At 60.1% G+C, this 14,029-nt stretch carries 13 protein-coding genes and 1 tRNA gene; 11 read left to right on the plus strand and 3 right to left on the minus strand.

All coding sequences use genetic code 11. From position 1 onward, the window contains the following. Nucleotides 1–115 precede the first annotated feature (115 nt). From sdhE to creD, 5 genes are all read left to right on the plus strand, one after another. Nucleotides 116–382 carry an FAD assembly factor SdhE gene (gene sdhE / locus CRO23_RS04130; RefSeq protein WP_004931679.1) on the plus strand — a complete coding sequence of 89 codons (267 nt, stop codon included), beginning with the start codon at nt 116–118 and terminating at the stop codon, nt 380–382. Further along, on the plus strand, nt 363–785 hold the full coding sequence (locus tag CRO23_RS04135) for a protein YgfX (protein WP_016929976.1): 423 nt from the start codon (nt 363–365) through the stop codon (nt 783–785). The genes sdhE and CRO23_RS04135 overlap by 20 nt, the downstream gene beginning before the upstream one ends. Continuing rightward, on the plus strand, nt 785–1,483 hold the full coding sequence (creB, locus tag CRO23_RS04140; RefSeq protein WP_016929975.1) for a two-component system response regulator CreB: 699 nt from the start codon (nt 785–787) through the stop codon (nt 1,481–1,483). Before CRO23_RS04135 ends, creB begins: the two co-directional genes overlap by 1 nt. Then, the gene (creC, locus tag CRO23_RS04145) at nt 1,480–2,898 is read left to right on the plus strand and encodes a two-component system sensor histidine kinase CreC (RefSeq protein WP_097101434.1); all 1,419 of its coding nucleotides are present in this window, start codon (nt 1,480–1,482) and stop codon (nt 2,896–2,898) included. The genes creB and creC overlap by 4 nt, the downstream gene beginning before the upstream one ends. An 80-nt stretch (nt 2,899–2,978) precedes the next feature. Further along, on the plus strand, nt 2,979–4,343 hold the full coding sequence (gene creD, locus CRO23_RS04150; RefSeq protein ID WP_016929973.1) for a cell envelope integrity protein CreD: 1,365 nt from the start codon (nt 2,979–2,981) through the stop codon (nt 4,341–4,343). 37 nt (nt 4,344–4,380) lie between these two features. Here the strand turns inward: creD and fldB are convergent, their stop codons facing one another. Continuing rightward, nucleotides 4,381–4,899, minus strand: a complete 519-nt coding sequence (fldB, locus tag CRO23_RS04155; protein ID WP_004931683.1) for a flavodoxin FldB — start codon at nt 4,897–4,899, stop codon at nt 4,381–4,383. A 106-nt stretch (nt 4,900–5,005) separates the two neighbouring features. Between fldB and xerD the strand changes: the two genes are divergently transcribed. From xerD to CRO23_RS04185, 6 genes are all read left to right on the plus strand, one after another. Then, nucleotides 5,006–5,905: a site-specific tyrosine recombinase XerD gene (xerD, locus tag CRO23_RS04160; protein WP_004931685.1), complete on the plus strand. Its 900-nt coding sequence runs from the start codon at nt 5,006–5,008 to the stop codon at nt 5,903–5,905. Between the two features lie 26 nt (nt 5,906–5,931). After that, nucleotides 5,932–6,648: a bifunctional protein-disulfide isomerase/oxidoreductase DsbC gene (gene dsbC / locus CRO23_RS04165; RefSeq protein ID WP_004931688.1), complete on the plus strand. Its 717-nt coding sequence runs from the start codon at nt 5,932–5,934 to the stop codon at nt 6,646–6,648. A 6-nt stretch (nt 6,649–6,654) separates the two neighbouring features. Continuing rightward, complete coding sequence (gene recJ, locus CRO23_RS04170; RefSeq protein ID WP_016929971.1) at nt 6,655–8,388, plus strand: single-stranded-DNA-specific exonuclease RecJ; 1,734 nt, start codon at nt 6,655–6,657, stop codon at nt 8,386–8,388. Nucleotides 8,389–8,554: 166 nt separating this feature from the next. Next, nucleotides 8,555–9,653 (plus strand): peptide chain release factor 2 gene (prfB, locus tag CRO23_RS04175; protein WP_096242572.1). Its coding sequence is split into 2 segments (ribosomal slippage): nt 8,555–8,629 and nt 8,631–9,653, totalling 1,098 coding nucleotides; the frame shifts between segments, so codons are not numbered across the junction. 9 nt (nt 9,654–9,662) lie between these two features. Further along, nucleotides 9,663–11,180: a lysine--tRNA ligase gene (lysS, locus tag CRO23_RS04180; RefSeq protein WP_004931697.1), complete on the plus strand. Its 1,518-nt coding sequence runs from the start codon at nt 9,663–9,665 to the stop codon at nt 11,178–11,180. A 147-nt stretch (nt 11,181–11,327) separates the two neighbouring features. Beyond that, a tRNA-Gly gene (locus CRO23_RS04185) sits at nt 11,328–11,401 on the plus strand. A gap of 201 nt (nt 11,402–11,602) precedes the next feature. On the opposite strand, the gene CRO23_RS04190 is transcribed toward CRO23_RS04185, so the two are convergent. After that, entirely contained in the window at nt 11,603–12,913 is a 1,311-nt protein-coding gene (locus CRO23_RS04190; RefSeq protein ID WP_097101436.1) for an MFS transporter, read from the minus strand. Nucleotides 12,914–12,998: 85 nt separating this feature from the next. Continuing rightward, nucleotides 12,999–13,949, minus strand: a complete 951-nt coding sequence (locus tag CRO23_RS04195) for a 2-hydroxyacid dehydrogenase (protein WP_079452404.1) — start codon at nt 13,947–13,949, stop codon at nt 12,999–13,001. Nucleotides 13,950–14,029: the final 80 nt, after the last annotated feature.

A 14,029-nucleotide genomic window follows, 5' to 3' on the forward strand; every position in this document is an offset into this window, starting at 1 on the left:
CCTTGCAGACAGATCCCCGGCTGATGGAATTATATTGCGACGGCGTTGCCATACAGTGTGTCATTTGAACCCTGCGCTGGCGCTGCCGCGCTGAAAAGAGGTGAGTCATAACAACATGGATATTAACAACAAAGCACGTATTCACTGGGCTTGCCGTCGTGGCATGCGCGAGCTGGACATCTCCATCATGCCGTTCTTCGAATACGAATACGACAGCCTGAATGACGCGGACAAGGCGCTGTTTATCCGCCTGCTGGAGTGTGACGATCCCGATTTGTTCAACTGGCTGATGAATCATGGCGCGCCGCAGGACGGCGAGCTGCAGAGAATGGTGACCCTGATCCAAACGCGAAATAAAGACCGTGGCCCAGTGGCGATGTGATATCCGCATTTCCTGGCGCACCCAGCTGTTTTCACTGTTGACCCACGGCGTTCTGATCCTGCTGATCCTGATTTCGCCCTGGCCGGAGGGCTTTGGCCCGCTCTGGCTGGTGCTGCTGACGCTGGTGGTGTTTCAGTGCATTCGCAGCCAGAAGCGCATCGCCGCGGTGCAGGGCGAGCTGCGGCTGCTGGCGGACAGGCGTTTCAGCTGGCACGGCCGCGAGTGGCGGCTGGCGAAAAAACCGTGGATGCCGGGTTACGGCATGCTGTTGACGCTGCAGCCGATGGAGGGCAAAAAGCGCCGCCGGCTGTGGCTGGCTTCCGACTGCATGAGCAAAGAGGAGTGGCGCCACCTGCGGCAGCTGTTGCTGCATCCGCCGGCGGGTAACGGCGAGGAACCCTGATGAAACCCGTACTCTGGTTGGTGGAGGATGAACCCAGCATTGCCGATACGCTGGTTTACACGCTGGAGAGCGAAGGCTTCGAAGTACGCTGGTTCGAACGCGCGGAGCCGGCGTTGCAGGCGCTGGCGCAAGAAGGCGCGCCAGCGCTCGCTATCCTCGATGTCGGTTTGCCGGATATCAACGGCTTTGAATTGTGTCGCCGCCTGCTGGCTCAGGCGGCCGACCTGCCGATTCTGTTTCTTACCGCCCGCAGTGATGAAGTGGATCGCCTGATCGGGCTGGAGATCGGCGCCGACGACTATGTCGCCAAGCCGTTCTCCCCTCGCGAGGTCAGCGCCCGGGTGCGCACCATTTTGCGCCGCCTGCATAAGCAGCAGCGCCTGCAACAGAGCGCGCGCTACCATTTCGGCGCTTTCGCCCTCGACGAAGACGCGGCCACCATCTCCTACCATCAGCGGCCGCTGCCGCTGACCCGTTACGAATACCTGCTGCTGAAGACGCTGTTGTTGGCGCCTGGACGGGTGTTCTCGCGGCAGCAACTGATGGAAAGCGTTTGGGCGCAGGCGGAAGAAAGCCTGGATCGCACCGTCGATACCCACATCAAAACCCTGCGCGCCAAGCTGCGTGCGGTGGATCCCGGTGAGCCGCCGATCCACACCCACCGCGGATTGGGCTACAGCGTGAGCCGCCAGCCATGAAAATTGGCCTGCGCCTGCTGCTGGGATATTTTCTGATCGTGGCGGTGGCCGGGTACTTCGTGCTGAGCATTTTCGTCCAGGAAGTGAAGCCCGGCGTGCGGCGCGCTACCGAAGGCACGCTGGTGGACACTGCCAACCTGCTGGCGCAGATCGCCCGTCAGGACATGCAGCGCGGCGATGCGGCGCATGGCCAACTGGCGCAGGCGTTTACGCAGCTGAACCAGCGGCCAATCGGCGCCAATATCTCCGGCATCCGCAAGGATCGCAGCGAATACCACGTCTATCTTACCGATGTGCGAGGCAAGGTCATCTTCGATTCCGCCGGCCGCGCGCAGGGGCAGGATTATTCGCGCTGGAATGACGTTTATCGGACGCTGCGCGGCCAGTACGGCGCCCGCAGCACCCGCAGCGACCCGCAGGATGAAAACAGTTCGGTGATGTATGTGGCCGCGCCGGTGATAGAACAAGGGCGCATTATCGGCGTGCTTACCGTGGGCAAACCCAACAGCACCATGGCGCCGGTGATCAAACGCAGCGAACGGCGCATTTTGTGGGCCGGCGCATTGCTGCTGGGGATCGCGCTGCTGATCGGGGCGGCGTTCGTCTGGTGGATCAACCGTTCCATAGGCCGTCTGGTGCGTTATGCCGACGGGGTGGCGCAGGGAGAAAACGCGCCGTTGCCCAAAGTGGGCGGCCGGGAATTGACGCAGCTGGCGCAGGCGTTGGAGAGCATGCGTCTGAAGCTGGAAGGCAAAGCTTATATCGAACAGTATGCTCATACCCTGACGCATGAGCTGAAAAGCCCGCTGGCGGCGATCCGGGGGGCGGCGGAACTGTTGCAGGAGCTGCCACCGCCGGAGACCGCCCGGCGTTTTCTCACCAATATCGAACAGCAAAGCGCACGCATCCAGCAACTGGTGGATAAACTGCTGGTGCAGGCGCGGCTGGAGAGTCGGCCAGAAATGGAGACCGCGCCCATCGCGATCGCGGCGCTGATCGGCCAGACGATGGCGGGCAAAGAGGCGCAGGCGACGCAGCGCGGCGTCAGATTGCAACTGGAGGCGTTGGCGGAGGTGACGCTGAACGGCGATGCATTGCTGATCAGCCAGGCGCTGACCAACCTGCTGGACAACGCGATCGACTTTACCCCGCCGGGCGGTTGCGTCAGCGTGCGAGGGGAACGGCGGGAACAGCATTACTGCATCAGCGTCTGTGACGACGGCAGCGGCATTCCGGACTATGCGCTCGATAAAGTGTTCGAGCGTTTTTATTCGCTGCCGCGCGCCGAACGGCCTAAAAGCAGCGGGCTGGGCCTGAACTTCGTGCAGGAGGTCGCCCGTCTGCATCATGGCGGCATTCGCCTGCGCAACCGCCGGCCGCACGGGGTGGAAGCGACTTTCATGTTATCGCTGTGACTTCACCTTCCCTTCACATAACCACATTCTGATTTCACCTGCGGGTTTTATCGTGGCCTCATTACCTACGAGGAGCGAGCATGATGAAATCGGTACTTTTCTGGAAAATAACCACGTTGCTGGGATTGATGGTGGTGATGTTGATCCCCATCGCCCAACTGATGAGCGTGATCGACGAACGCAGCGGCTATCGGCAAAGCGTGGTCGGGCAGGTGAGCGAAAGCACCAGCGGGGCGCAGCGCGTGCTCGGCCCGTTGATTGTCATTCCCTATATCGAACGCGAAGAGAAGAAAGACGAGAAAGGGCAAACGGTGGTGCAGCGGGTGCAGCATTACCGCTATTTGCTGCCGGAGTCGCTTCAGGTGCAGGGCGCGCCGAAGGTGGAAGTGCGCAAGCTAGGCATCTATCAGACGCAGGTTTATCAGGGGCCGCTGAACTTCAAGGTGCGTTTCGGCCAGCCGGAGCTGACGGATTTGCAGCGCGCCAACGTGGCCGTCGGCCAGCCGTTCCTGCTGGTGGCGCTGAGCGACTCTCGCGGCATCAAGCGCATTTCCCCGCTGGCAACACCGCAGCCGGTGGCGTTTGAGCCGGGCACCGGCGTGGGTTCGTTGCGCCAGGGGATCCACGCACCGCTGACGCTGGCGGCGTTGCAACAAAAAGAGGGGCTGAACGCTGACTTCACCCTGACGCTGGCGGGCACCAGCAGCCTATCGCTGGTGCCGCTGGGGCGCAGCAGCGAGCTGCAACTGCAAAGCAACTGGCCACACCCGAATTTTCTCGGCAACTTCCTGCCGGACGAACGTAAGGTGACGGATCAAGGGTTTAGCGCTCGCTGGCGCAGCACCTGGTTCGCCAACAACATTAACAGTGCGTTCCATTACGACGATGGCATTATCGACGAGGACAAGCTGCCGGCCTTCAGCGCCAGCCTGGTCGAACCGGTCGATCACTATCAGCTGACCGAGCGTGCGGTCAAATACGCGCTGCTGTTTATCGGGCTGACGTTTATGGCGTTTTTCCTGTTCGAAACCCTGACCGGGCTGCGGGTGCACCCGATTCAGTACCTGCTGGTCGGTGCGGCGCTGGTGTTGTTCTACCTGATTCTGCTGGCCTTCTCCGAACACCTGGGATTCGCTCTCGCTTACCTGGCGGCCAGCATCGCCTGCAGCGGACTGATCGGCTTCTATCTGAGCGCCGTGCTGCGCGGCAAGCTGCGCGGTGCGCTGTTCGCCGCGAGCCTATTGCTGTTGTACGGCGTGCTCTATTTGCTGTTGCAGTCGGAGGACAATGCGTTGGTGCTGGGGGCGGGGCTGCTGTTCGCCATTCTGGCGGGCATTATGCTATTGACGCGCAAGCTGGACTGGTATCAGGTGGCCGATCCGGCGCGTTTGACCAAGGAAACGCCGGCCGGGGAAGACGAGCCACGCTTTCGTCTGTGGAAATAAGTGAGGGAAATCGGGCGCGTTACGCGCCCGATAGCGGCTACAGCAGCGGCTCCATCTCCAACAGGATCTGTTCGCACCATTGCTGCAGGCGCTCTTCGCTCAGATCGTATTGGTTGACCTCATCGAGCGCCAGGCCGACGAAATGTTTGCCGTCGGCGCTCAGCGGTTTGGGGCTGGTGAACTCGAAGCCCTCAGTTGGCCAGAAGCCGATGAACTGTACGCCCAGCGGCGCGATGTGATCGTGCAGCATGCCCAGCGCGTCGAGGAACCACTCACCGTAACCGAGCTGATCGCCCATGCCGTACATGGCGACGATTTTGCCTTTCAGATCCAGCGCCGCCAGCTGCGGCCAGATCGCTTCCCAGTCTTCCTGCAGTTCGCCGAAATCCCAGGTCGGGATGCCGAGGATCAGAATGGAATAGTCCTCCATCAGCTTGGGCGAGACGTCTTTCAGGTTGTGCAGGTCGACCAGGTCTTCACCCAGAATCTCACGGATTTTTTCTGCCGCCATTTCGGTGTAGCAGGTGCTGGAGCCGTAAAACAGACCAATCTTCATGTGTAAACCGTTACGTTGCTGTTTAGAGAATTGCAGCGAGTATACCTGATTTGCTCCGGCTTAAGGCATAATGGCGCGGGTGGAAATGCAACAAAGAGAGGACCGCGTGCAACAGCAAGACAATGCGCTGATTGAACAATTCCTGGATGCGCTGTGGCTTGAGCGCAATCTGGCGGAAAATACGCTGGCCTCCTATCGGCTGGATTTGCAGGCCCTGGGCGCCTGGCTTGGCCAGCAGAAGACCGATTTGCTGCAGGCGCAGGCGTTGGATCTGCAGGCGTTTCTCGCCGAGCGGGTGGATGGCGGTTACAAGGCCACCAGCTCCGCGCGTTTGCTGAGCGCCATGAGGCGCCTGTTTCAATATCTGTACCGCGAAAAGCTGCGCGCCGACGATCCCACCGCGCAGCTGGCGTCCCCCAAACTGCCGCAGCGCTTGCCGAAGGATCTGAGCGAGGCGCAGGTCGATGCGTTGCTGCAGGCGCCCTGCGTCGATCAGCCGCTGGAGCTGCGCGACAAGGCGATGCTCGAAGTGTTGTACGCCACCGGGCTGCGGGTTTCCGAGCTGGTGGGGCTGAACATCAGCGACGTCAGCCTGCGTCAGGGCGTGGTGCGGGTGATCGGCAAGGGCAACAAGGAGCGGCTGGTGCCGCTGGGCGAAGAGGCGGTCTACTGGATCGAAAATTATCTGGAGCACGGCCGCCCATGGCTGGTCAACGGTCAGACGCTGGATGTGCTGTTCCCCAGCACCCGCTGCCAGCAAATGACCCGACAGACGTTCTGGCATCGCATCAAACACTATGCCATCCTTGCGGGCATCGACAGCGAGCGTCTGTCGCCGCACGTGTTGCGGCACGCGTTCGCTACTCATTTGCTGAACCATGGAGCCGATCTCCGTGTCGTACAGATGTTGTTAGGGCACAGCGATCTCTCGACCACGCAAATTTATACACATGTAGCGACCGAACGACTGAAACAGCTACATCAACAGCATCACCCGCGCGCCTGAGCGGCGGGTTCGAAAGGATTGGAACAATGAAAAAAGGTTTAATGCTGCTCTCTCTGCTGGTGGCTTCGGTGGCCGGCGCCGCCCATGCCGATGACGCGGCGATCAAAAAAGCGCTCGCCAGCCTGGGCATCCAGCAGGCGGACGTGCAGCCTTCGCCGGTCAACGGCCTGAAAACCGTGCTGACCGACAGCGGCGTGCTGTACGCCTCCGAAGACGGCAAGCATATCCTGCAGGGCCCGCTGTTCGACGTCAGCGGCAAAGAGCCGGTCAACGTGACCAACCAACTGCTGAGCAGCAAGATGGACGCGCTGAAAGATCAGATGATCGTTTACAAAGCGCCGAAAGAGAAACACGTGATCACCGTGTTCACCGATATCACCTGCGGTTACTGCCACAAACTGCATCAGCAGATGAAAGAGTACAACGATCTGGGTATTACCGTGCGTTATCTGGCATTCCCGCGCCAGGGGCTGGCTTCCCAGGCTGAAAAAGACATGCAGTCGATCTGGTGCACCGCCGACAAGGCCAAGGCGTTTGACGCCGCCATGAAGGGCGACGCCGTTTCTCCGGCGACCTGCAAAACCGACATCAGCAAGCATTACGAGCTGGGCGTGCAGTTCGGCATTCAGGGCACGCCGGCCATCATCCTGGAGAACGGCATGATGATCCCGGGCTATCAGGGGCCGAAAGAGATGGCCGCCATGCTGGATGCGCACCAGGCCGCCACCAAAGCCGGTGGTTAATCGCCGGTGAGTATCAAAACGCAACTACGCCGCCGCCCGGCGGCGGACGACACGCATCTGCCCGCCAGTTTGCCGCCGCTGCTGCGTCGGCTTTACGCCCTGCGCGGCGTGCAGGCTGAGCAAGAGCTGGAACGCGGCGTCAAGGGCATGCTGCCCTGGCAACAGCTGGACGGCATCGACGACGCCGTCGGCCTGCTGCAACAGGCGCTGGCCGACGGCCGCCGCATCATGGTGGTGGGTGATTTCGACGCCGATGGCGCCACCAGCACCGCGCTGACGGTGTTGGCGCTGCGCAGCATGGGCGGCGCAGCCGTCGATTATCTGGTGCCTAACCGTTTCGAAGACGGTTATGGCCTGAGCCCCGAAGTGGTGGAGCAGGCGGCGGCGCGCGGCGCAGAACTCATTGTCACCGTCGATAACGGCATCTCCTCCCACGCCGGCGTCGACGTGGCGCACGCCAAGGGCATGCAGGTGCTGGTGACCGATCACCACCTGCCGGGCGAGACCCTGCCGGCGGCCGAAGCGATCGTTAACCCCAACCTGCGCGGCTGCGCCTTCCCGTCCAAATCGCTGGCGGGGGTAGGCGTCGCGTTCTACCTGATGCTGGCGCTGCGCGCCCGCCTGCGGGACAGCGGCTGGTTCGAGCAGCGCGCGCTGGCGATGCCCAATCTGGCGGAGCTGCTGGACCTGGTGGCGCTCGGCACCGTGGCCGACGTGGTGCCGCTGGACGCCAACAACCGCATTCTGGTGTATCAGGGATTAAACCGCATCCGCGCCGGCAAATGCCGACCGGGCATCCGCGCGCTGCTTGAGGTGGCCAACCGCGACGCCCGTCAACTGGCGGCCAACGATCTCGGTTTTGCTCTCGGGCCGCGGCTCAACGCCGCCGGCCGGCTGGACGACATGTCGATCGGCGTGGCGCTGCTGCTGAGCGACGACATCGCGCAGGCGCGCATGCTGGCCAACGATCTCGATGCGCTGAACCAGACGCGACGCGAGATAGAGCAGGGCATGCAGGTGGAAGCCCTGCAGCTGTGCGATCAGCTGGAGCGCACCAGCACCGAGCTGCCTTACGGATTGGCGATGTATCACCCGGAATGGCACCAGGGCGTGGTGGGCATCCTCGCTTCGCGCATCAAAGAGCGTTTCCACCGCCCGGTGATCGCGTTCGCGCCGGCGGGTGACGGCATCCTGAAAGGCTCCGGCCGTTCGGTGCCCGGCCTGCACATGCGCGACGCGCTGGAGCGGCTGGATATGCTGAACCCCGGGCTGATGATGAAGTTCGGCGGCCACGCGATGGCGGCCGGGCTGTCGCTGGAAGAAGCCAAATTCGACGAGTTCCGCCAGCGTTTCGGCGAGCTGGTGGGCGAATGGCTCGATCCGGCGATGCTGGAAGGGGTGATCTGGTCCGACGGCGAACTGGCGATGCAGGAGCTGTCGCTGACCACGGCGGAGCTGCTGCGCGAGGGCGGCCCGTGGGGCCAGGCGTTCCCGGAACCGACCTTCGACGGCAAGTTCCGCATCCTGCAGCAGCGGCTGGTGGGCGAGAAACACCTGAAGCTGATGGTGGAGCCGCTCGGCGGCGGCCCGCTGCTCGACGGCATCGCGTTCAACGTGGATACCACGCTGTGGCCGGACAGCAGCGTGCGCGAAGTGGAACTGGCCTACAAGCTCGACGTCAACGAGTTTCGCGGCAACCGCAACGTGCAGCTGCTGATCCAGCATCTTTGGCCGCGCTGAGGCGAAATTGAACACAATTCGGGGATTGGGCTCTCCAATCCCCGGCATCCTTCCCGATCGCCACAAAAACTGACCAACTCGCTATAAACTGCCGCCCGGATCCGTTAGAATTAGCGGTTCCAATGGCATTCCGCCATCGACGACATCAACGTAAAAGAACGAAACCATGTTTGAAATTAACCCGGTAAAAAACCGAATTCAGGACCTGTCCGAGCGGACTGCGGTTCTTAGGGGGTATCTTTGACTATGATGCCAAGAAGGAACGCCTAGAAGAAGTCAACGCCGAGCTGGAGCAGCCGGACGTTTGGAACGAGCCGGAGCGCGCACAGGCGCTCGGTAAAGAGCGCGCTGCGCTGGAAGCCATCGTTGAAACCATCGATCAGCTGGAGCAGGGCGGCGAAGACGTCGGCGGGCTGCTGGAACTGGCGGTGGAAGCCGACGATGAAGAGACCTTCAACGAAGCGGTCGCCGAGCTGGATCAACTGATGAGCAAACTGGATCAGTTGGAATTCCGCCGCATGTTCTCCGGCGAATACGACAGCGCCGACTGCTACCTGGATATCCAGGCCGGTTCCGGCGGCACTGAAGCGCAGGACTGGGCCAGCATGCTGCTGCGCATGTACCTGCGCTGGGCCGAAGCCAAGGGCTTCAAGACCGAAGTGATCGAAGAGTCCGACGGCGACGTCGCGGGCCTGAAATCGGCCACCATCAAGATCATCGGCGACTACGCGTTCGGCTGGTTGCGCACTGAAACCGGCGTGCATCGCCTGGTGCGCAAGAGCCCGTTCGACTCCGGCGGCCGTCGCCACACCTCGTTCAGCTCGGTGTTCATCTACCCGGAAGTGGACGACGATATCGATATCGAAATCAACCCGGCGGATCTGCGTATCGACGTGTACCGCGCCTCCGGTGCGGGCGGTCAGCACGTCAACAAAACCGAATCCGCCGTACGTATTACTCACCTGCCAACCAACATCGTGGTGCAGTGCCAGAACGATCGTTCTCAGCATAAGAACAAGGATCAAGCGTTTAAACAGCTGCGAGCCAAGCTGTACGAGTTTGAGATGCAAAAGAAAAATGCTGATAAGCAGACGATGGAAGACAACAAGTCCGACATCGGCTGGGGCAGCCAAATCCGTTCTTACGTGCTGGATGACTCCCGCATCAAGGATTTGCGCACCAACGTCGAAACGCGTAACACGCAGGCCGTACTGGATGGCGACCTGGATAAATTCATTGAGGCAAGTTTGAAAGCCGGGTTATGAGGAATAGAAATGTCTGAACAACAAGTACAGGGCGCCGATCAGGCGCTGGATCTCAATAACGAACTGCAGTCCCGCCGCGAGAAACTGGCCGGCCTGCGTGAGAACGGCATTGCGTTCCCGAACGACTTCCGTCGCGATTCCACCTCCGACAAACTGCACGCTGCGTACGGCGATAAAGACAACGAAGAGCTGGAAGCGCTGGGCGTAGAAGTGACCGTCGCCGGCCGCATGATGACCCGCCGCATTATGGGCAAGGCATCCTTCGTCACGCTGCAGGACGTGGGCGGCCGCATTCAGCTGTACGTCGCGCGCGACGATCTGGCTGAAGGCGTGTACAACGAGCAGTTCAAGAAGTGGGACCTGGGCGATATCCTCGGCGCGCGCGGCAAGCTGTTCAAAACCAAGACCGGCGAACTGTCGATCCACTGCACCGAACTGCGTCTGCTGACCAAAGCGCTGCGTCCGCTGCCGGATAAATTCCACGGCCTGGCGGATCAGGAAACCCGTTACCGCCAGCGTTACCTGGATCTGATCGCCAACGAAGAATCGCGCAACACTTTCAAAGTGCGTTCGCAGGTGATGTCGGCTATCCGCAACTTCATGGTGGAACGCGGCTTCATGGAAGTCGAAACCCCGATGATGCAGGTGATCCCGGGCGGCGCGTCCGCGCGTCCATTCATCACTCACCACAATGCGCTGGATATCGACATGTACCTGCGCATCGCGCCGGAACTGTATCTGAAGCGTCTGGTGGTCGGCGGCTTTGAGCGCGTGTTCGAAATCAACCGCAACTTCCGCAACGAAGGCGTTTCTCCGCGTCATAACCCAGAGTTCACCATGATGGAACTCTACATGGCTTACGCGGATTACAAAGACCTGATCGAGCTGACCGAGACCCTGTTCCGCACCCTGACCGAGAAAGTGCTGGGCACCTCTCAGGTGCAGTACGGCGATGAAGTGTTCGACTTCGGCAAGCCGTTCGAGAAGCTGACCATGACCGAGGCGATCAAGAAATACCGTCCGGAAACCGATCTGGCTGACCTGGCCGACATGGGCAAAGCGGTGGCCATCGCCGAATCCATCGGCATCAAGGTTGAGAAGAGCTGGGGCCTGGGCCGCGTCGTGACCGAGATCTTCGAAGAAGTGGCGGAAAGCCATCTGATTCAGCCGACCTTCATCACCGAGTACCCGGCTGAAGTGTCGCCGCTGGCGCGCCGCAACGACGTGAACCCGGAAATCACCGACCGCTTCGAGTTCTTCATCGGCGGCCGTGAAATCGGCAACGGCTTCTCCGAGCTGAACGACGCCGAAGACCAGGCGCAGCGCTTCGCCGATCAGGTGAATGCTAAAGACGCCGGCGACGACGAAGCGATGTTCTACGACGAAGACTACGTCACCGCGCTGGAGCACGGCCTGCCGCCGACCGCCGGTCTGGGCATCGGCATCGACCGCATGGTGATGCTGTTCACCAACAGTCACACCATCCGCGACGTGATTCTGTTCCCGGCGATGCGCCCACAGAAATAATTCCGTTTAGCGTGAAACAACCGGTGCAGGCAACTGCGCCGGTTTTTTTTCGCCCACTGAACTTAACCGCTTAAAACATCGGCAGTTACGCGCCATCTCCGCTTGCCCGCCGCCGATAACCGGTTATAATGCCTGTCGCACACCGATGCGGGTGTAGTTCAATGGTAGAACGGCAGCTTCCCAAGCTGCATACGAGGGTTCGATTCCCTTCACCCGCTCCAAAATCTCCCTATGCATCATCCCATTGAGTTATAACCGTTTTCAGAAAAGCTGATTCTCAACGATGCATCACCGTTTGGTGCGGGTTGACGTGTGAGTCGCTCAAGCCATTGGCCTGGCATTTAACCGCGATAACACAACGCGCCGCCCAATCCTGACGCGGGGGTGAGCCGCCGTCGCTGCCCACACCGCGTTATTGCCGCTTAACTCCATTTCTGTTTGGCCCCGGATGGCAGGCGATTATCCGTTTCTTCGCAGGAGCGGTCGCATTCTTTCGGCAGCAGGAAGGTGATACTTCCCGCCAGCAGCAGCGATGCCGCCAGCGCGCAAACCGCGACGTTCTGTCCGTACAGATAAATCATGACGCCGACCAGATAGGGGCCGCAAAACCCACCGAGGTTGCCCAGCCCGTTGATCACCCCGCGTGCGCTGCCCGCCACTTCCGCCGCCGCAATGCGTCCGGGAATTGACCAGAAGGGGCTGGTCGCCGCTTTAAGGAAGAAGCCGCACACCACCAACGCGATATAGGCGGCCACCACGTGCTCATGCAGGATCACCGAGGCTATCAGCGCCGCCGCAAAACAGTACAGGGAGATCCTGACCCACAAACGGCGTTTACCGCTGCGATCGCTGAACATCGAAATCACATAAATCCCCGCCAGAGTGGCAACAAACGGCAGAATCGCCAATACCCCAACATTGGCCATGCTGCCACCGGTCAGGTTTTTCAAGATGGTGGGCAGCCACAACGTATACCCATAGTCCCCGGTCTGGTAAAAGAAATTCAGCACGACCAGGCGCATCAATCCCTTGTTGCGAAACACCGCTTTTAGCGGCGCTTTGGCCGCCGGCGCCATCCCTTCCCGCGCTTTGCGCTCCCGGGCCAGCTCGGTCAATAAATAGTCGCGTTCCTTCGCCGGCAGCCAACGCGCTTCTTCCGGGCGGTCACTGATCACCAGCCACCAAATGGTCAACACCACGATCGACAATAAGCCTTCGATAATGAACAGCCAGCGCCAGTCGAGGGCGGCAATAATCGCGCCGGAAACCGGGGCGGTCAGCATCCCTCCTAGTGGGGCAAACATCATGACAAAGGCATTGGCCCGGCCCAGTTCTTTTTCCGGGAACCAATTGCTGACCATGGTCAGCACGACGGGCAACATTCCCCCTTCGGAGATCCCGAGAATAAAACGCAGCACGAGCAGTTGATATTCATGGGTGACGAACCCGGTGGCGATAGAGACAACCGCCCAGGCCACGAGCGACCAGGCGATAAAACGTTTCCCGCTACCGTAAACCGCAAGTCGTCCGCCAGGGATTTGCAGAAATAAATAACCAATAAAAAAGATACCGCTGGCCACGCCAGCCATCTGGCTGGTAATGCCTAAATCCTGTTCCATGCCGCCCGGCAGAGCAAAGCTGATATTAACGCGATCCATAAATGAAATAATGCAGGTGATAAGGATCGGCGCGATAACCCGCAGCCAGCGAGTTCCTGGTATTTTATCGGTCATAATAGCGTCTCGATGATATCCGCCATTCACAGAGAATATTGTGTTGGCGGATAAAAATGATTATTCGTAACTCAAACGATCATTTTTATTGAATTAACCCAGGAATATCCTGATGTGAAAAATAACCTGCCAGATTATCCAAAACGGATTGGCTCATTCCTTGACGAGTTTCTACGGTAGCGCTGGCCACATGGGGTTGAAGCAGAACATTCTCGAGCGCAAAGAACGCTGTCGGGACATGGGGTTCGTTTTCAAAGACGTCCAGAGCGGCCCCGGCGATAACATGATTTTGTAACGCCGTTATCAGCGCCGTCTCATCGACCAGGCTGCCGCGGGCGATATTGATAAGCCAGGCGCGTTCGGGCATGGCGTTAAATACGCTGGCATCAACAATCCCGCGGTTTTCCGCACTGCCGGATGCCGCGATCACCAGGAAATCACTCTGTGCTGCGAGCGTGTGCAGATCGGCGCACCACTGGTAATCCAGGCCGTCTTTGCGCTGGCGGTCAGTATACAGGATGGTCATATCGAAGCCTTTCGCCCGGCGGGCGATGGCTTGGCCAATATTCCCCATGCCGAAAATACCGATGCGTTTACCGCTCACTTTGGTCGCCAGCGGTGGCGGCGTCGTTTCCCAGCGGCCTTCACGTACAAATCGGTCCCCTTGGCAGAGGCGGCGGCTGGCGGACAGCATTAGCCCCAGAGCCAGATCTGCCACATCATCGGTCAGCACGCCGGCGGTGATCCCGACGCTGATATGGCGTTCCCGGGTGTAGTTGAGATCGATAGCGTCAGTCCCCACGCCAAAGACGGCAATCATGCCCACCTGCGGCAGCTGTTCCAGCGTCTCCCGGGTTACCCCCACATCACCACGGGTGACCACCGCCTGAACGTCTGCGCCATGGCGAACCAGGAAGGCTGGAATATCTGATTGTTCATAGAGACGGAATACCCGGTAACGGGCGTCCAACGCGGCCTGTAAAGCATCCATCACCGGTGCGATAAGCAAAATGGTAGGTTGAGTGTCAGTGTGCATCGTTGCGATCCTGTCTGAAAAATAGGGGATACCCTGTATCAGACGTTTTTTTACCGCTTATTTTTGCGATCTGCATCACG

This window comes from Serratia sp. JKS296, from assembly GCF_900215445.1.
GTDB lineage: Bacteria > Pseudomonadota > Gammaproteobacteria > Enterobacterales > Enterobacteriaceae > Serratia > Serratia marcescens.